The sequence below is a fragment of the Paraburkholderia sp. UYCP14C genome, from assembly GCF_004197395.1.
Classification (GTDB): domain Bacteria; phylum Pseudomonadota; class Gammaproteobacteria; order Burkholderiales; family Burkholderiaceae; genus Paraburkholderia.
The window spans coordinates 121,031-137,774 of the sequence record NZ_SELS01000005.1 but is presented as its reverse complement, the minus strand read 5'-3'; the positions used below and the strand labels follow the sequence as shown (position 1 = coordinate 137,774).

The 16,744-nt window shown below is 64.5% G+C and carries 14 protein-coding genes and 1 pseudogene; 11 read left to right on the top strand and 4 right to left on the bottom strand.

Annotated features, from left to right (window positions below):
- The first annotated feature begins 1 nt into the window (after nt 1).
- The 3 genes from EVC45_RS06355 (at nt 2) to EVC45_RS06345 (ending at nt 2,923) form a co-directional block, all read left to right on the top strand.
- Nucleotides 2-1,423 carry an efflux transporter outer membrane subunit gene (locus EVC45_RS06355; RefSeq protein WP_129957173.1) on the top strand — a complete coding sequence of 474 codons (1,422 nt, stop codon included), beginning with the start codon at nt 2-4 and terminating at the stop codon, nt 1,421-1,423.
- Nucleotides 1,424-1,631: 208 nt separating this feature from the next.
- Nucleotides 1,632-2,567, top strand: coding sequence for a 2-dehydropantoate 2-reductase (gene panE / locus EVC45_RS06350; RefSeq protein WP_129957172.1), 936 nt, complete (start codon nt 1,632-1,634; stop codon nt 2,565-2,567).
- 56 nt (nt 2,568-2,623) lie between these two features.
- Entirely contained in the window at nt 2,624-2,923 is a 300-nt protein-coding gene (locus tag EVC45_RS06345; protein ID WP_129957171.1) for a hypothetical protein, read from the top strand.
- A gap of 24 nt (nt 2,924-2,947) precedes the next feature.
- Here the strand turns inward: EVC45_RS06345 and EVC45_RS06340 are convergent.
- A pseudogene (locus tag EVC45_RS06340) lies at nt 2,948-3,198 on the bottom strand (carboxymuconolactone decarboxylase family protein); the annotation flags it as partial.
- Nucleotides 3,199-3,297: 99 nt separating this feature from the next.
- Between EVC45_RS06340 and EVC45_RS06335 the strand changes: the two are divergent.
- The 6 genes from EVC45_RS06335 (at nt 3,298) to EVC45_RS06310 (ending at nt 10,443) form a co-directional block, all read left to right on the top strand.
- Complete coding sequence (locus EVC45_RS06335) at nt 3,298-4,785, top strand: PLP-dependent aminotransferase family protein (protein WP_129957170.1); 1,488 nt, start codon at nt 3,298-3,300, stop codon at nt 4,783-4,785.
- 376 nt (nt 4,786-5,161) lie between these two features.
- Nucleotides 5,162-5,614, top strand: coding sequence for an HU family DNA-binding protein (locus EVC45_RS06330; protein WP_129957169.1), 453 nt, complete (start codon nt 5,162-5,164; stop codon nt 5,612-5,614).
- A 414-nt stretch (nt 5,615-6,028) separates the two neighbouring features.
- Nucleotides 6,029-7,438, top strand: coding sequence for a circularly permuted type 2 ATP-grasp protein (locus EVC45_RS06325; protein ID WP_129957168.1), 1,410 nt, complete (start codon nt 6,029-6,031; stop codon nt 7,436-7,438).
- A 178-nt stretch (nt 7,439-7,616) separates the two neighbouring features.
- Nucleotides 7,617-8,567 (top strand): alpha-E domain-containing protein, encoded by a 951-nt coding sequence (locus EVC45_RS06320; RefSeq protein ID WP_129957167.1) that lies wholly within the window; start codon nt 7,617-7,619, stop codon nt 8,565-8,567.
- Nucleotides 8,568-8,579: 12 nt separating this feature from the next.
- The gene (locus EVC45_RS06315) at nt 8,580-9,380 is read left to right on the top strand and encodes a transglutaminase family protein (protein WP_129957166.1); all 801 of its coding nucleotides are present in this window, start codon (nt 8,580-8,582) and stop codon (nt 9,378-9,380) included.
- 190 nt (nt 9,381-9,570) lie between these two features.
- The gene (locus EVC45_RS06310; protein WP_129957165.1) at nt 9,571-10,443 is read left to right on the top strand and encodes a proteasome-type protease; all 873 of its coding nucleotides are present in this window, start codon (nt 9,571-9,573) and stop codon (nt 10,441-10,443) included.
- A gap of 157 nt (nt 10,444-10,600) precedes the next feature.
- Here the strand turns inward: EVC45_RS06310 and EVC45_RS06305 are convergent, their stop codons facing one another.
- Nucleotides 10,601-11,785, bottom strand: coding sequence for a porin (locus tag EVC45_RS06305; protein ID WP_129957164.1), 1,185 nt, complete (start codon nt 11,783-11,785; stop codon nt 10,601-10,603).
- 374 nt (nt 11,786-12,159) lie between these two features.
- Entirely contained in the window at nt 12,160-13,425 is a 1,266-nt protein-coding gene (locus tag EVC45_RS06300) for a YihY/virulence factor BrkB family protein (protein WP_129957163.1), read from the bottom strand.
- Between the two features lie 185 nt (nt 13,426-13,610).
- Here EVC45_RS06300 and EVC45_RS06295 point away from each other — a divergent pair, with 185 nt between their 5' ends.
- Nucleotides 13,611-14,150 (top strand): YbaK/EbsC family protein, encoded by a 540-nt coding sequence (locus EVC45_RS06295; RefSeq protein WP_168991422.1) that lies wholly within the window; start codon nt 13,611-13,613, stop codon nt 14,148-14,150.
- A gap of 125 nt (nt 14,151-14,275) precedes the next feature.
- A complete protein-coding gene (locus tag EVC45_RS06290; RefSeq protein WP_129957161.1) occupies nt 14,276-15,835 on the top strand; it encodes a methyl-accepting chemotaxis protein in 1,560 nt (519 codons plus the stop codon).
- Nucleotides 15,836-15,919: 84 nt separating this feature from the next.
- Here EVC45_RS06290 and EVC45_RS06285 read toward each other — a convergent pair whose 3' ends face one another.
- Nucleotides 15,920-16,510 carry a YSC84-related protein gene (locus tag EVC45_RS06285; RefSeq protein ID WP_129957160.1) on the bottom strand — a complete coding sequence of 197 codons (591 nt, stop codon included), beginning with the start codon at nt 16,508-16,510 and terminating at the stop codon, nt 15,920-15,922.
- Between the last annotated feature and the right edge of the window lie 234 nt (nt 16,511-16,744).

The window sequence follows — 16,744 nt, the reverse complement described above, 5'->3', positions numbered from 1 at the left end:
CATGAAACGGATGGCGATGAAGTTAGTGGCGAGCGCGGCATTTTTGACGCTCGCGGCCTGCGCGGTGCAACCCGCCACGCACGCGGATTTGCCGCATGCGGTGCAGACGCTGGCGCCGACCGCCTGGAGCGTCGATGCACCGCAAGCTAGCGTGAACACCGATGCGTGGTGGGCGCAATTCGGCGACCCGGTCATGCATCAGCTGATCGAATCGGTGTTGACCGGCAATCTCGACGTGCAGGCCGCGGCCGAGCGCGTGAAACAGGCGCAGGACCTGGTGACGCAGAATCGCGCGGCGTTGCTGCCGGAGCTGAATGCGAACGCTGGCGCGTCGACCGAACGGCAGAACACGCCGCCGCCGCTCGGCTATGTGCGACAGGCCGGCGTCGGGCTGGCCGCGAGCTGGACGCCGGACGTGTTCGGCGGCGAACGTCTCGCGGTGCTCGCGTCGCAGGCGCAAGTGTCGGGCAGCGTTGCGGCGCTGAGCCAGTTGCGGCTCGCGCTCGCCGCGAACACGGCGGCTGCGTATATCGATCTGCGCTGGGCGCAGGCGCAGTTGCAGATCCTCGACGACAACGAGCAGATTCGCAGCCGTGCGCTGAAGCTCACGCAGGCGCGTCTGCATTACGGACTGTCGACGCAGCTCGATGTCGCCCGCGCGCAGAATCAGCTGGAGGATCTGCAGGCGCAGATTCCGCGCATGCAATCGACGGTGCAGCATCAATTGAGTCTGATCGCCGTGTATTCGGGGCGTACGCCGGAAAGCGTCGATACGCTGCTTACCGACGCGCGCGAGATTCCGGTGCCTGCGCAAAGCGCGCCCGAGGTATTGTCGTCGGACGCGTTGCTGCATCGGCCGGACGTGCGCACCGCTTACGCGCTCGTCGAGCAGCGCGCGGCGGAAGTGGGGGTATCGAAGGCGGAGCGCTATCCGAAGTTCAAGATCAATCTGACGAATGGGCTGCTCGCATCGTCGTACCTTGGCTTGCCGACCCTCACCGACAACCTGTTCAGTGCCGCGTTGAACGCGACGAGCCCGATCTTCAACGCCGGACGCATCACCGCGAACATCGACGCGAGCGAGAGCCGCATGCGCGAATCGCAGCTCGGCTTGCAGCAGACCATGCTGCAGGCGCTGAAGGAAGTCGAGGACAACCGCAGCGATCTCGTCAGCGGCGCGGTGCAGGTGCAGCGCCTGGGCGGTGCGCTCGATGCGTCGAATCAGGCGCTGCGTCTGTCGACCGAGTTGTACAAGGGCGGTGCATCGAGCTTCCTCGATGTGCTCGACGCGCAGCAAGCTTATCTGCGCGACTCGGAGTCGCTCAATCAGGCCCGGCGCGAGCATGCGCTTGCGGCGATCGCGCTGTATCGGTCGCTGGGCGGCGGGTGGGAGCAGGGGGAAACGGTGGCGGCCCGGCAGTAACGCACGCCATACCGCAGTTGCAGCCAGGATGCGCGGGACTTCGAAAACGCCCGCTTTCGTCAAGCGCCCGCGCCGCAGTAACGCCTTCCCGGAACCGATCCCCAATCTTTGCTACATTCCTGCACAAGAACCCCACACGCGGCACCATCGGGATGCGCGGCCAGCGACGCGCATGATCGGCAAATCGAAATCTTTCAAGAGGCTCAAGATGCGAATTCTGGTAGTAGGGGCGGGCGCGGTAGGCGGATATTTCGGCGGACGGCTGGCGGCGGCGGGGCAGGACGTGACCTTCCTCGTGCGCGCCGCTCGCGCGGAAAACCTGCGGCGCGACGGCCTCGTCATCAACAGCCCGCGCGGCAATCTCCAGCTGCGCGACGTGAAGACGATCCTGGCCGGGGTCGCCGCCGAGCCGTTCGACCTCGTGCTGCTGAGCTGCAAAGCCTACAGTCTCGACGACGCGATCGATTCGTTCACGCCATTCGTCGGCGAAGACACGCTGATCCTGCCGATGCTCAACGGCATGCGCCATATCGACGTGCTGACCGCGCGTTTCGGCAAGGAGCGCGTGCTCGGCGGCCAGTGCGTGATCGCCGCGACGCTCAATGCCGAGCAGCACATCATGCATCTGAACGACATGCACGCGATCACGTTCGGCGAACTGGTGGGCGGCACCTCGGAGCGGACCCAGGCGATCGCCGATGCGATGTCCGGCGCGAGCTTCGACGTCGCGGTCAGCGACAATATCCTGCTGCGCATGTGGGAGAAATGGGTGTTCCTGGCCACATTGGCGGGGAGTACCTGCTTGATGCGTGGTTCGGTCGGCGATATTCTGGCTGCGCCTGACGGCAAGCGCGCAATCGAGAATCTGCTCGGCGAATGCCGCGCGGTGGCCGAGCACAACGGCTTCACGATGGCCGCGGATTTCGACGCGCGCGCCACCCAGGTGCTGCTGACACCGTCGCAGTTGACCGCGTCGATGCTGCGCGACGTCGAAAACCGCTCGCACACCGAGGCGGATCATATTCTCGGCGACCTGATCGCGCGCGGCGGCGACGCGCAAAAGGGCGAGCACGGCTTGTCGCTGCTGCGCATCGCCTATAGTCATCTGAAGACGTACGAAGCGCGTCAAACCCGTACTTCCTGACCGCTCGCCGCGGCCGCGCGCGAGCGCCGCCGCAACCTGACGATCGGAGGTCCAGCATGCCGACTCCAACTGGATCGGTGCCTGCGCTCAGCGCCGCTTCCGCGACCGTGTTCTCGATCGGCATCCTGTTTCTCGGCTACTGGGGGTTGTTCGAGCCGACCGTCTGGCTCAAGGCGCATGTCGTGGTCGTCGTGCTGGCGCTGGCCGGCTTTGCGTGCCTCGGCCTCGTGCCGTGGATGGCCACGAGTCCCGTCGAGCCGGAGAGCAGCGACACACGCATCCGCATCGCGCGGCATCTGTTTCTCGCGGGCGTGAGCGCGATCTGGCTCGCGGTGGCGACGTCCGTGATCTTCTGACACCGCTGCGAAAGCGCGCGCCGCTTACTCCGGCATCTTCCTGAACGACACCGCAATCCGGTTCCAGCCGTCGGTCGCAACGATCAGCAGCGTCAGGTCGCTGATTTCCTGCTCGCTGAAATGCGGCTTCACCGCTTCCCACCCCCTATCCGGCACGCGCGTTTGCGCGACGTGGCCAGCGTCGCGAGACGCCACTCGGTTTTGCCATGCTGGCGCACGTCGGTTACGTGCATGTCGAGGCAGAACGCGCAGCCGTTCAGCTGCGATGCGGTGAGTGTCGGGGAAGCCCAAATGGGCGTCCGCGGAGGTAAGCTTACGTTCGCCACTGGTCGTTCGAAGTAACCATTTCGCCGTTATTTGAGGTAACCACCCGAATGGACATTCATATCGCGGTCGAAGGCCATCACGATCTGTCCGGACAGATTTATCGGCAGTTGCGCGCGGGCATTGTCGAAGGACGCCTTGCCGGCGGCACGCGTTTGCCGTCCACGCGCGACCTCGCGACCCAGCTCGGCGTGTCGCGCAAAACCACGCTCGACGTATTCGAGCGGCTGCTGTCCGAAGGCTATCTGAGCGCCCGCGCCGGTTCGGGCACCTTCGTCGCCGACGGGCTCGAACGGCTGCCCGCCGAGCGCTCCGCACAGGCGCGCGCGGCGGCTCGTTCGCATGAGCGGGCGGCTGCGCAAGCGAAGGCCGCCGCGCGCGCGCAGCCGCTGTGGGAGCGGATGCCCGACAGCCTGCCGTTGCCGCGGCCATCGGTGTCGTCGCCGCTCGACTTCATCGGCGGCGCGACCGACAAGACGCTGTTTCCGTTCGACGTCTGGCGCCGCTGCGTGAATCAAGCGCTGCGCAGCCAGGCGCGCAGCCCCGGCACCTATCGCGAGGCCGCCGGCGACCAGCAGTTGCGGCTCGCGATCTCGCGCTATCTGGCATTCAACCGCGCGGTGTCGAGCAACTGGGAAGACGTGATCGTCACGCAGGGCGCGCAGCACGCGCTCGATCTGATCGCGCGCATCACGCTGCGGCCCGGCGAAATCGCGGCCATTGAAGACCCCGGCTACCCGCCCGCGCATGCATGCTTCACGGTGACGGGCGCGCGCGTGGCGCCGGTCCCTGTCGATCGCGAAGGCCTGATCGTCAGCAAACTGCCGGACAAGGCGCGGCTCGTCTACGTGACGCCTTCGCATCAGTTTCCACTCGGTATGCCGATGAGCCTCGAGCGTCGCGTCGAACTGCTTGAATGGGCGCAAAAGCGCGGCGCGGTCATCATCGAGGACGACTACGACTGCGAGTACCGTTTCGAAGGCCGCCCGATGGAGCCGCTGAAGAGCCTCGATCGCGCCGGTCTCGTCGCCTACGTCGGCACGTTTTCGAAGACGATCTTTCCCGAGCTGCGCATCGGCTATCTGGTGCCGCCGGCATCGTTGCACGGCCCGTTGCTGAAGGCGCGGCAGATCGCCGATTGTCACGGCTGCACGCTGACGCAAACGGCGCTCGCGTCGTTCATGCTCAATGGCGACTTCGCGCGCCATCTGCGGCGCATGCACAAGGCGTACGCGGCGCGTCGCGCGATACTGCTCGACCATCTGCAAGGCGGCCTTGCGCGCTGGTTCGAACCGATCGTGCCGACCGCCGGCATCCATCTGGCGGCGCGGCTGAAGGGGTCGTTGGCGTCGCTCGGCGAAGAGGCGCTCGTCGCCGCCGCGCGTGAAGCGTCGATCGGTCTCTATGGACTCGCGCCATTTCACCATCGTGTGACACCGCAGCCGGGGCTGATGTTCGGCTATGGCAGTATCGCGGCCGAACATATCGACACCGCGCTGACGACGCTCGCCGGCATCCTGCCGCGCATCGCACGCTGAAATGAAGCTCGCCGCAAGCGAGGCGTAGGCATCGTCAAGCGTCGAGGGCATGCGTTGCTTGACGCGTCAAACGAAGAATATGCCTTGATTCAAGGGGCGAAAACGCCAGGTCGCCCCGCCGCAACCGCCTCGAAACCGCAGCCGAAACGAACTGTAACGTGCGTTACTCCTGCATGTTAAAGATCTCGCCGCGCGCGTTTTAGCCGCTAAAACAGGTACTAAAACGTGTTGCGCTGTTGGAGCCGCGCAAAAAACTTCGTCGCAATACATAAAAGAGTCGCGCAAATCGCTTTAGCGCTTGTAGAATCCGGCGTTGAAGCGTGCACATACGGTGTGCGCTTCGAGCAATTCACTGACCACAACAGGTAGGAGAAACATGCCGACTTCCGCAAAAAAGGTGGCCAAGAAGGCTGCTGCCCCGGTACCGACCAAGAAGGTTGCTGCAAAGAAAGTTCCTGCGAAGAAAGCCGTCGCAGCCAAGAAGGTCGCCGTGAAGGCGTCTGGCGCACCGGCGCCGATCAAGGACACCTTCACGAAGGCCTCGTTGGCAGCTCACATCGCTGAGCGTGCTGCAGTGGAACCGAAGACCGCCAAGGCTGTGCTGGCCGCGCTCGAAGACACGATCCTCGGCACGGTGCACAAGAAGGGCGCTGGCGAATTCACGCTGTCGGGTCTGCTGAAGATCGTCGTGCAGGCTGTTCCGGCGAAGAAGAAGCGCTTCGGCAAAGACCCGTTCACGGGTGAAGAGCGCTGGTTCCCGGCCAAGCCGGCTAGCGTGCGCATCAAGGCACGCGCGCTGAAGAAGCTGAAGGACGCAGCGGCTGCTTAAGCACGTTGCTTGCACGATTCAGGCGTCGGCATGGCGCTGTCGGGTTTAACCGTGCCTGACGTTTGAGTGCTTCAAATGGCACCTGCAAGCAGGTGATCGAAGTCCCCGTGGATGAAAAATCCACGGGGACTTTTTTTATGCGCACGCTTCGTAGTGCTCGCCGAATCCATTGGCGAAACGGCAAGCGTGCCTCTCATAGTGTGCTCCCTGATGGCGCGCGCGCACCTGACTGGCGCATCATGATCCACGACAGTACGATCAAGGTATTCCGAGTCCCTGGGGATGCGCCGTTAGCGTGCACGTCAATGCGCTCTATCACGGCATATTCAATGGCATAACGCTTGCTTGATCGAAGGTCGAGTACCGAATGCGCAGCGCATTCGCCTTCTATTTGACAACAAGACTGGGGCTGACATGCGATGCTATGACGAGATGCGCCATCCCGACGATGGCGTACGGCCGCATTACGCGCGCTTTGAGCGATGGCTGGACAGCCAGGGTAATGAAGCGATCGCACGCAAGCGCGCGGAAGCGGATCTGCTGTTCCGCCGCGTCGGCATCACGTTCGCGGTGAACGGCGACCTGTCCGGCACCGAGCGGCTGATTCCCTTCGATCTGATTCCGCGCATCATCCCGCGCGGCGAATGGCAGACGCTCGAAGCGGGTTTGCGACAGCGCGTGCAGGCTCTCAATCTGTTTATCCACGACGTCTATCACGAGCGCAACATCGTGCGCGCGGGCATCGTGCCGGCCGAGCAGGTCTACACCAACGCGCAGTATCGTCCGGAGATGCAGGGCGTCAACGTGCCGCTCGGTGTTTACGCGCATATCGCGGGTGTCGACGTGGTGCGCGCCGGCGACGAAGGCGAGTTCTACGTGCTCGAAGACAATCTGCGCGTGCCGTCGGGCGTGTCGTACATGCTCGAAAACCGCAAGATGATGATGCGGCTTTTCCCCGAGCTGTTCGTGCAGAACCGGATCGCGCCGGTCGCGCATTATCCCGATCTGCTGCTCGATACGCTGCGCTCGGTCGCGCCCGAGGGCGTCGACGATCCGGTCGTCGTCGTGCTGACGCCGGGCATGTACAACTCCGCGTATTTCGAGCATACGTTCCTCGCGCAGCAGATGGGTGTCGAGCTCGTCGAAGGCAAGGATCTGTTCGTCGACGACAACTACGTGTTCATGCGCACCACGCAGGGACCGAAGCGCGTCGACGTGATCTACCGCCGCGTCGACGACGACTTTCTCGATCCGCTCGCGTTTCGTCCCGACTCCGCGCTCGGCGTACCGGGTCTGCTCACCGCGTATCGCGCCGGCCGCGTCGCGCTCGCGAACGCGATGGGCACCGGCATCGCCGACGACAAATCGATCTACCCGTACGTGCCCGACATGATCGAGTTCTATCTCGGCGAAAAGCCGATTCTGAACAACGTGCCGACCTATCAGTGCCGCAAGCCCGAGGATCTCGCCTATACGCTCGCGCATCTGCCGGAGCTGGTGGTCAAGGAAGTGCACGGCGCGGGCGGCTACGGGATGCTGGTCGGCCCGGCCTCGACGAAGGCCGAAGTCGAAGCTTTCCGCGAACGGCTGATCGCGCGTCCGGCCGGTTATATCGCGCAACCCACGCTGGCGCTGTCCGCCTGTCCGACCTTCGTCGAATCGGGCGTCGCGCCGCGCCATATCGACCTGCGGCCGTTCGTGCTGTCGGGCAAGACCACCACGATGGTGGCGGGCGGCCTCACGCGCGTCGCCCTGCAGGAGGGCTCGCTGGTCGTCAATTCATCGCAGGGAGGCGGGACCAAGGATACCTGGATGGTCGACTGACGCGGTTGCTGGCGCGTCTCTCGCTTCGCTCGCAATGAGCCAGCGGGGGCGCGACGCTCGCAACCTGATGCGCCCAGCCGGCAGGTAATGCGCCGCTGGCGCTTAACGGATAACCAGCGCGGACTTTCGTTTCCGACGAAGGCCTCGCGCGTTCAGATCACAGACATGGAACGCCGTCATGCTTAGCCGAACCGCCGATCACCTCTTCTGGATGGCCCGCTATATGGAGCGCGCGGAGAACACCGCCCGCATGCTCGACATCAACCTGAAGGCGCAACTGCTGCCACAGACGCCCGAGCAGGAGGCCCGCGCGCAGCGCTCGGTGCTGCGCATCTCCGAGCTCGAAAGCGCCTTCGCGCAGCGCTACGACGAGCCGACGCGCGAACACGTGCTCGACTTCATGGTCGCCGACGCGAGCAATCCGTCGAGCATTCATTCGTGCCTGCAGGCCGCGCGCGAAAACGCCCGCGCGGTGCGCGGCACGCTGACGACCGAGTGGTGGGAAACCATCAACGACACGTGGCTCGAATTCAACGAGCAGCTCTCGCGCGACCGGGCCGTGAGCAATCCGGGGGCGCTGTTCGAGTGGGTCAAGTTCCGCTCGCATCTGTCGCGCGGCGTGTCGATCGGCACCGCGCTGCAGGACGACGCGTTCTTCTTCACGCGGCTAGGCACCTATCTGGAGCGCGCCGACAACACCGCGCGGATTCTCGATGTGCGTTTCGCGAACGTCGAGCCGAATTCGCGCGACGCCGCGCGCCAGCTCGAGGACTTCTATTACTGGACCTCGATCCTGAGTTCGGTGTCGGCGCTCGAGATCTATCGCAAGGTGTATCGCGACGTCGTGACGCCCGCGCGCGTGGTCGAGCTGATGATCCTCAACCAGCAGATGCCGCGCTCGCTGCTCGCCTCGCTCGACGGTGTCTGCACCAATCTCGAGATGCTGCGCACCTCGGGCTCGAACCAGTGTGAGCGTTTCGCCGGCAAGCTGCGCGCCGAGCTGCTGTATGCCGACATCCGGCAGATTTTCGAAAGCGGATTGCATGCCTATCTGACGCAGTTCCTCGCTCGCGTGTTCGAACTGGGTAATCTGGTGGCGCGTACTTATCTGATGCTGCCAGTGGCCTGACGGAGTTTTCTCATGTACCTGACCATCCGCCACGACACCTCTTACCGCTACGAAGCGACCGTTCATTATTCGATCCAGCAGCTGCGCCTGACGCCCGCGAGCGGCGCCGGGCAGACCGTGCGGCGCTGGAGCATCGACGCGCCGGGCAAGCTCGACGCCACGCTCGACGCCTACGGCAACGTGCTGCATACGCTCGTCATCAACAAGCCGCACGACGAGATTCATCTGCGCGTGTCGGGCGAGGTGGACACGCTGCCGCTCGTCGACGGCGTGCTGCGCGACCCGCCCGGCCCGATTCCGCTCGAGCATTTCACCTGCGCGACGCGCCTGACCGATGCCGACGGCGCGATCCGCGAGCTGGCCGGGTCGGTGGCGAATCTGACGAGCCCGGCAAGCCTGCTCGCGCTGTCCGAGCAGATCGTGCAGCGCGTGCAATACCGGTCCGGCGTGACCGAGGTCACGAGCACGGCCGCCGAGGCGCTCGCGCTCGGCAACGGCGTGTGCCAGGACCATGCGCATCTGATGCTCGCGTGCTGCCGCGCGCGCGGTGTGCCGGCGCGCTACGTCAGCGGCTATATCGAACCCGGCGACGTGCCGCATGGCGCGAGTCATGCGTGGGTCGACGTGTGGCTCGAAGGCAAAGGCTGGATTTCGATCGACGTCACGCATGCCGCGTTTGCCAGCGAGATCTACTGCCGCCTCGCGGTCGCGCGCGACTATGAAGCGGCGGCACCGGTGCGCGGCCGGCGCATCGGCGGGCTCGAAGAGGAGCTTCACGTGGCGGTGGCGGTCAGCACGCAGATGACGCAGTAGCTGGCCGCGGCGCGCGCGCGGCAGGTCTGTACCGTCCGCGCGCGCCGGCATTCAACATTCCTGACAATTGTTCAGAATCAGCCGGCAAAAGGCTGCAAAAAAGGCCGTCAAAAAGGCCGTAAACACGGATAAAAGGCGCCTGTGCGCCGCATTACAATAGCCCGGTTCCTTTGCCTCCTGCGGATTCCTTATGACTTACTGCGTAGCGATGGCCGTCAACGACGGCCTCGTATTTCTGTCCGACACGCGTACCAATGCGGGCGTCGATCACATCAGTACCGCGCGCAAGATGTCGGTGTTCGAACAGCCCGGCGAACGCATGCTGGTGCTGCTCGGGGCCGGCAATCTGTCGATCACGCAGGCGGTGCTGCACGAGCTGTCCGAGCCCGCCGATGCCGGCGAGCCCACGCTGTGGAGCGTGCCGACGATGGCCGACGCCGCGCGCGTGGTCGGCAGCGCGGTGCGGCGCGTGCATGAGCGCGAGGCCGAGGCGCTGCACAAGTTCGGTGTCGACTTCAATTGCAGCTTCATTCTCGGCGGCCAGATCGCCGGCAACCGGATGCGGCTTTTCATGATCTACGCGGCGGGCAATTTCATCGAGTCGTCGGCCGTAAATCCGTACTTCCAGATCGGCGAGGCGAAGTATGGCAAGCCGATCATCGACCGGGTGCTGACGCCGGCCACCCCGCTCGACGAGGCCGCGAAGTCCGCGCTGATCTCGATGGACTCGACGCTGCGCTCGAACCTGTCAGTGGGCTTGCCGCTCGACTTGCTCGTGTACGAGAAGGATGCGCTGCGCGTCACGCGGTTCGTGTCGATCGATCGCGACAACGCGTACTTCGACATGATTCATCGCACGTGGGGTGAGCGTCTGCGCCAGGTGTTCGCCGAGATTCCCAATCCGGACTGGCAGCAGTCGCTGGAGGCGCCATCGCTGCAGTCGGAGCGGGCGCTGGTGCTGTATCGCGCGCCGGTCGGCGCCGATGGCCTCGAGCATGAACTCGATGTGTCGCCCGCGCAGATCCTCGCGCAGGCCGACAAGGGCAAGGCGCAGCGGCGCTAGCTGCATCATCGGGTTCGGAGCAGTCGGCGGGCTCGCCCGGACCCACCCACACCCAAACCTCAGGACGAAAAAAAACCAGCCATCGGCATCGCCTCTGGCTGGTTTTTTGGGGCTACGCAGCTCGTCAGCTGCGTAGCAGGTCCGACTCGAAGTCCGATTAGAACTTGTGACGGATACCGAGGCTGACCATAACCTGGTTGCTGGTGCTCGACTGGTTGCCATACGAACCGATCGAAGCCGTAGCCGACTCGAGGGTACCGCCCACGCCCGGTACACGCTGCTCGCCGCTTGCATGCTGCCATGCGCCGACCAGGTAGAAGTCAGTACGCTTCGACAGGTTGTAGTCGCCGCCCAGCGAAACCTGGTTATACGTAGCGGACGAGTCGCCGTGACCCTTCGTGTAGGCGTAACCAATACCCACCAGTGCTGCCGGCGTGACCTGGTACCCGAGGTAGGCGCGGCCGACATTGTACTTCTGGGTTTGACCGAAGGTCGAGCTACCGTCATGGTAGTACTGCGCGTTGCTGTAGCTCAGGTTACCCGTCCACGGACCGGTAACGTACTGAACAGCCACCGAAGCGATGCCGATTCGCGACGCAGTAGCGTAGGCGGCGTTGATGCCTGCTGCGGTCGGGAAGTTGGAGTCAAACATCCCATCCGACGTGCTGGTCCAGCCCGTCGTGCGGACGACGGCCGTCGCGCGATTGTTGCTCATCGAGAAGTAGCCACCAGCGACGCTGAACGGACCCGTGGCATACGTTGCCGCAGCACCCCACGATTGGCCCGAACCCGTTGAACCTGCGGTGCCGCCCAGTGCGTACAAACCTTCGAACTGGAAGCCCGCGAAAACCGGCGAAACGTACTTGAGAGCGTTGTTGGTGCGCGAGCTATTGTCGTTGTTGTCGACGTCGCCCGGCGTTGCGAACGTGCTACCGAAGTAGTTGTCGCCGGTCAGCGGCTGAACCATGTCGACGAGCGGGTCATACTGACGGCCGGCGGTGAACGTGCCGTACGCGTCATGGGTCAGGCCAACGTAGGCCTGACGACCGAACATCCGGCCGCCCTGACCGAGCTTGCCGGTGTTGATGTCAAAGCCGTTTTCCAACTGGAAAATTGCCTTCAGGCCGCCGCCGAGGTCTTCCGTGCCCTTCAGGCCGAAACGGTTACCTTGCAGGTTGCCGCCAAACATTTGAAACAGTGCGCCACCGTGAGGGGTGGAGTTGTTCACGTACTGGATCGACTCATCCAGCACGCCATAGAGGGTCACGCTGCTTTGTGCGTGAGCGACACCAGCGACGCCCAGGAGCGCCAGCGAGAGGGTAGACAGTGCGATTCGTTTCATCCATTTCTCCACGCAGATGATTGTTCGTTGTTGCGGATTGCAGAATAGCTCACCGGCTCCGCAGGGTAGAAACGGAAAAAAAAGAGTGTCGCCAAAAACTGACAATCGATGCAAACCCTTGTATTTAAAGCCCATCAACGATTATTTCTGTTTGCGCGATATTTGTCGTCCAAATGCGCATTATTGTTGATTTGTTGACAATGACCGCCTGAGTGTAAGCACTATCCGCACCTATTCGCATGCGGAACGTAATCTAGTCGTCTACACGTCTGCTCGACTTTGTAGCGAAAACATAAAAGAAATTGCCGATGAAATGACTAGACAGGCTGGACAGAAGGGGCGCGTTGTGTCCAAGGGCAATCGAAGCGCCCGTTTCAGCGCCGCGCGCCGCCACGGCGCGCCACGGCCGCGGCCGTGAGCCCCGCGGCGGCCGCGAGCAGCACCGAGGTCCACGGGTTGCGTCGCACGTAGCGGTCGGCGACCGTCGCCTGGCGGCGCGCTTCGACGAGCGCCGACGCGGCGAAACGGGTGGCTTGTGCTTCGGCGTCGAGCACTTTGCGCGTGACGTCCACCGCGGTCTCATGCGCGGAGCGCTTTTGCGCCGCCGCGTTCGCCGCCAGCAGCGGCGCATCCGTGTCGCCGGCCATGCCTACAGTTGCGTGAGCAGATGGCGTGGCGTGCCCCGCGACGGTCGATGCCGCCAGCACCGACGCGAGCTTCGCGCGGTTGCCCGGCGGCGCATCGCCCTGCATGCCCCAGCCGCCGCGCGGATCGTGCAGCCTGCCGCGTGCCGCCGAAAACTCCGCGCCGAGCAGCAGCACCGCGGCCGAGAAGTACAGCCACATCAGCAGCACCGCGAGCGAGCCGGCCGCGCCGAACGAGCTGGCCATTCCCGCATGCGCGAGATAGAGCGCGAACAGCTTCTTGCCGGCGGTAAACAGAACGGCCGCGACGATGCCGCCCACCAGCGCATCGCGCCACAGCACTTGTGCGTCGGGCAGGAACTTGAGCAGTCCGGCGAACGCGAAGATCAGCACGAGCAGCCCGACGCCGAGCTGCAGCAGATTGCCGATCACGACATACGGCGAGTCGCCCCACAACCAGTTGCCGATGAAAACGATGACCGTATCGAGCACCAGCGACACGATCAGCAGGAATGCGACGCCGAGCACGAGCCCGAACGAAATCAGCCGCACCCGCACCAGCGCGAGCCAGCTGGCCGTGCGGGGCCCGCTGTACGGCCACACTAAATTGAGCGCACTGTTCAGCGACGAGAACGTCGCCGACGCGCCGATCGCCAGCAGCGAGAATGAAATGATCGTCGCGATGCCGCCTTTGGCGCCCGCGTGATGCGCGTTCTCGACGATCGTCTGCACGCCGGCCGCGGCCTGGTCGCCGATCAGGCCGTTGATGTGACCGAACAGCTCGCCGCGCGCGGCCGCCGGGCCGAAGAACCAGCCGGCCACCGCGAGCACCATCACGAGCGTCGGCGCGAGCGAGAACGCCGCATAGAACGCGATGCTCGCCGCCATCGCCGGACAGCGGTTCTCCGTGAACTGCCGCAGTGCGCCGATCGCCCAGTTGGCCTGATGACGCGCGGCCTGCTGGAGGTTCTCGCGAGAAAGGGTGTCGATGTCCATGATCGTGTCTGAATCGTGACGGCGCTTTCACGGTGTTTGCTCCGTTGCCTTGCGCAAACCTCGTGCCCGTCACGTCACTATACAAGTTAGGTGGTGCGTTTCATGGGCTGCTTTCGAGCACTGTTTCGCGGCCGTCCGCGCGTACCGCTAGAATGCAGCGGGTTAATGTCACCTTTCCGTTCATCATGCATTCGCACGAACTCGTACAGCAACTGGACGTCATCGAGCGCGACCAGTGGAGCGCGCATCTGCCCGCGCACGTCATCGAACAATTGCCGGCGCACGGGATCACGGTGTTCGCCGTCACCGACGACGCCTCCGACACCGCCGCATTCAGCGCGCGCTACGGCTTCGGTCTCGAAGACTGCGCGAACACGATCGTGGTCCGGTACAAGAAAGACGGTGGCGAACACTTTGCGGCGCTGGTGTCGCTCGGCTCGCGGCGGCTCGACATCAACGGCGCGGTGAAGGCCGCGCTCGGCGCACAGCGGTTGTCGTTCGCGAAGCGCGAGGCGGCGGTCGAGCATAGCCAGATGGAGTTCGGCGGCATTACCGCGTTCGGTCTGCCGGCCGACTGGCGGGTTCTGGTCGACGCCGCGGTGATGGAGCGCGCGCAGGTCGTGATGGGCGCGGGCATGCGTGCGGCCAAGCTGCTGCTCGCGCCCGACGTGCTGCGGCAATGGCCGCGCTGCGAGGTGGCGGCGCTGACGCTGCCGCCGGAGTGAAACCCGCAACCTTGAAGCCGCACTGAAGTTTTCCCCCGTCGCGCCGTTAATCCCGACAACGACATGAAACGTTTGCGGCGTCCGCTCGCGCGGACAGCCGCCGACCACGACAAGGGATACGGAAGATGGAACGGTTTCGCCTGAAAGTGCGGCTCTGGCTCGCGCTCGCGGTGATGTGCATGGGCATTCTGGCGATCGGCCTGTGGGGGGCGTTCAAGACGCGCGACACGATGATCGCCGATCGTGAGGCCGAGCTGAAAAACGTGGTCAGCATCGCGTACAGCGTGCTCGATCGCTACAACGGGCTCGTCGCGGCCGGCACGATGCCGCTCGCCGACGCGCAGCGCGCCGCGATGGACGACCTGCGCGCCATGCGCTACGACGGTGCCGGCGGCTATCTCGTGCTCGAAGACAGCCACGCGCGCGTGCTGATGCATGCGACGCGCGCCGACCTCGTCGGCAAGGACATGACCAACGTCACCGATCCGGACGGCCGCCATGTATTCAAGGAAGGTTCCGAGCAAACCCAGCGCGAAGGCGAGGCCTTCGTCCACCTGATGTTCCCGAAACCCGGCACCGACAAGCTCGGGCCCAAGACCAACTACATGCGGCTTTACAAGCCGTGGGACTGGACCATCGTCACCGGTGTCTTCACGGACGACATCGACGCCGTGTTCTACCGCACCCTCGTGCAATACGTGATCGCGGCGCTGGTGCTTTGCGCGCTCGTGTCGGTGGTGATCGGCGTGATTCTGCGCAGCATTCTGCGTCAGCTTGGCGGCGAACCGGCGTACGCGGTGCAGATCGCGTCGCGTATCGCGGACGGCGATCTCGACGTGGTCGTCGACGCGAAGAGCGGTGACAGGACGAGCCTGCTCGCAGCGATGAAACGCATGCAGCAGCGTCTCGCGCAGGCGATCGAGCAGATTCGCGGCGGCGCGACGCTGATTTCGTCGGTATCGAACGAGATCGCAGCGGGTAATTCGGATCTGTCGCGCCGCACCGAGCAGCAGGCGGCCGCGCTCGGCGAGACCGCGTCGAGCATGGAGCAGATCACCGCGACCGTGCGCCAGAACGCCGACAACGCGAAGCAGGCGAGCCAGCTCGCGCACAATGCGTCGGAGACCGCGGCGCGCGGCGGCGCGGTGGTCGGTCAGGTGATCGACACGATGCGCGGGATTTCGCAGTCGTCGCACCGGATCGGCGACATCATCGGCGTGATCGAAGGGATTGCTTTTCAGACCAATATTCTCGCGCTGAACGCGGCCGTCGAGGCGGCGCGCGCGGGCGAGGAAGGCCGCGGTTTCGCGGTGGTCGCGGGCGAAGTGCGCACGCTCGCGCAACGCAGCGCGGCGGCCGCGAAGGAGATCAAGGCGCTGATCGAGGAATCGGCCGCGCAGATCGCGGGCGGCTCGGAGCATGTCGGGCGCGCGGGCGACACCATGCAGGAAGTCGTGCAGGCGGTGCGTCGTGTCAACGACATCATGGGCGAGATCAGCGCGGCGTCGGCCGAGCAGACTTCGGGCATCGAGCAGGTCAACATCGCGGTCGCGAGCATGGATCAGACGACGCAGCAGAATGCAGCGCTCGTCGAGGAAGCGAGCGCCGCGGCCGATGTGCTGAGGACGCAGACCGGGCAATTGTCGGCAGCGATTGCGGTGTTCAGGTTGCCGCAGCAGCGCTAAAGCGCGAGACCGCGTTGTCGATGCGCGCGAGTTCACCGCACGCGCGAAGCCGATCCCCGCGCGGCTCAACAATCGCCGGTTTCTTTAGATGATCAGCCGCGACACCTTCGTGCCTTCGAGCGACACGCCGGCCATCAAGCCGCCGTTGGTCAGCACGAAAGCCTGCACCGGGCTCGTCGCGGTCGACGAATCGACCGCACCGTTCGCGCCGACCTTCAGCACGGCAACGGTCGCATTCGCGCCGACGGCCCAGCCCTGGCTGTGCATGAATTCGTCGAGTGCCTCCTGCGTCATGAACAGGAACACGAGCGCCTTCGACTGCGCGCCGATCTGCAAGCCGAACGAGCCCGCGACCGTGCTGTAGTAGCCGACCGTGCGGCCATCGATGCGCATCGCCCCTTCACCATACTGTCCACCGACCCAGAAGCCGGCCGAGATCACCGACGGAAACACCAGCACGCCGCGCGCTTTGCCGACGAGCTCGCGCGAACCGTCGACGTTTTCGTAAAGACGCGCGAGCGTCGCGTCGACGCCCGCGTTGATCGTGTCGCGCTTGCCGGCGTTGGCCGAAGGCGATGCGTTCGAGGACGGCGAAGTCGTCGTGCAACCGGTGAGGCTCAGGCCTGCGACGGCCAATGCAGCGCTGCCGGTCATGATGAATTGTCGTCTGCGCATGACTGTTTTCCTTTGCGTTTCTCACGCGTTTTGTACGTTATGGAAGAGTGCGGCGAGCCGCCTGCTTTGCTTTGTTCTCATTTGCACGCGAGAGGTTCCGTGCGCGCGGGTATCGTCGTTCAGCAGGCATGCCGCGACGCCGCGCATCGCGGGCGTCCGTCAGTGGAGTAGCAGGTAGTGTGCCCAATGGCCGCGCCGCCCTGTGCGAGGGCGGTGCGGCCATTGGAGTTGGGC

Excerpts from the sequence above, each read along its gene's own strand:
- EVC45_RS06300 (WP_129957163.1), bottom strand. The coding sequence starts at position 13,425 with ATGGACATCGACACCCTTTCTCGCGAGAACCTCCAGCAGGCCGCGCGT.
- EVC45_RS06345 (WP_129957171.1), top strand. The coding sequence starts at position 2,624 with ATGCCGACTCCAACTGGATCGGTGCCTGCGCTCAGCGCCGCTTCCGCG.
- EVC45_RS06335 (WP_129957170.1), top strand. The coding sequence starts at position 3,298 with ATGGACATTCATATCGCGGTCGAAGGCCATCACGATCTGTCCGGACAG.
- EVC45_RS06355 (WP_129957173.1), top strand. The coding sequence starts at position 2 with ATGAAACGGATGGCGATGAAGTTAGTGGCGAGCGCGGCATTTTTGACG.
- EVC45_RS06290 (WP_129957161.1), top strand. The coding sequence starts at position 14,276 with ATGGAACGGTTTCGCCTGAAAGTGCGGCTCTGGCTCGCGCTCGCGGTG.
- EVC45_RS06310 (WP_129957165.1), top strand. The coding sequence starts at position 9,571 with ATGACTTACTGCGTAGCGATGGCCGTCAACGACGGCCTCGTATTTCTG.
- panE (WP_129957172.1), top strand. The coding sequence starts at position 1,632 with ATGCGAATTCTGGTAGTAGGGGCGGGCGCGGTAGGCGGATATTTCGGC.
- EVC45_RS06305 (WP_129957164.1), bottom strand. The coding sequence starts at position 11,785 with ATGAAACGAATCGCACTGTCTACCCTCTCGCTGGCGCTCCTGGGCGTC.
- EVC45_RS06285 (WP_129957160.1), bottom strand. The coding sequence starts at position 16,510 with ATGCGCAGACGACAATTCATCATGACCGGCAGCGCTGCATTGGCCGTC.
- EVC45_RS06320 (WP_129957167.1), top strand. The coding sequence starts at position 7,617 with ATGCTTAGCCGAACCGCCGATCACCTCTTCTGGATGGCCCGCTATATG.
- EVC45_RS06315 (WP_129957166.1), top strand. The coding sequence starts at position 8,580 with ATGTACCTGACCATCCGCCACGACACCTCTTACCGCTACGAAGCGACC.
- EVC45_RS06295 (WP_168991422.1), top strand. The coding sequence starts at position 13,611 with ATGCATTCGCACGAACTCGTACAGCAACTGGACGTCATCGAGCGCGAC.
- EVC45_RS06325 (WP_129957168.1), top strand. The coding sequence starts at position 6,029 with ATGCGATGCTATGACGAGATGCGCCATCCCGACGATGGCGTACGGCCG.
- EVC45_RS06330 (WP_129957169.1), top strand. The coding sequence starts at position 5,162 with ATGCCGACTTCCGCAAAAAAGGTGGCCAAGAAGGCTGCTGCCCCGGTA.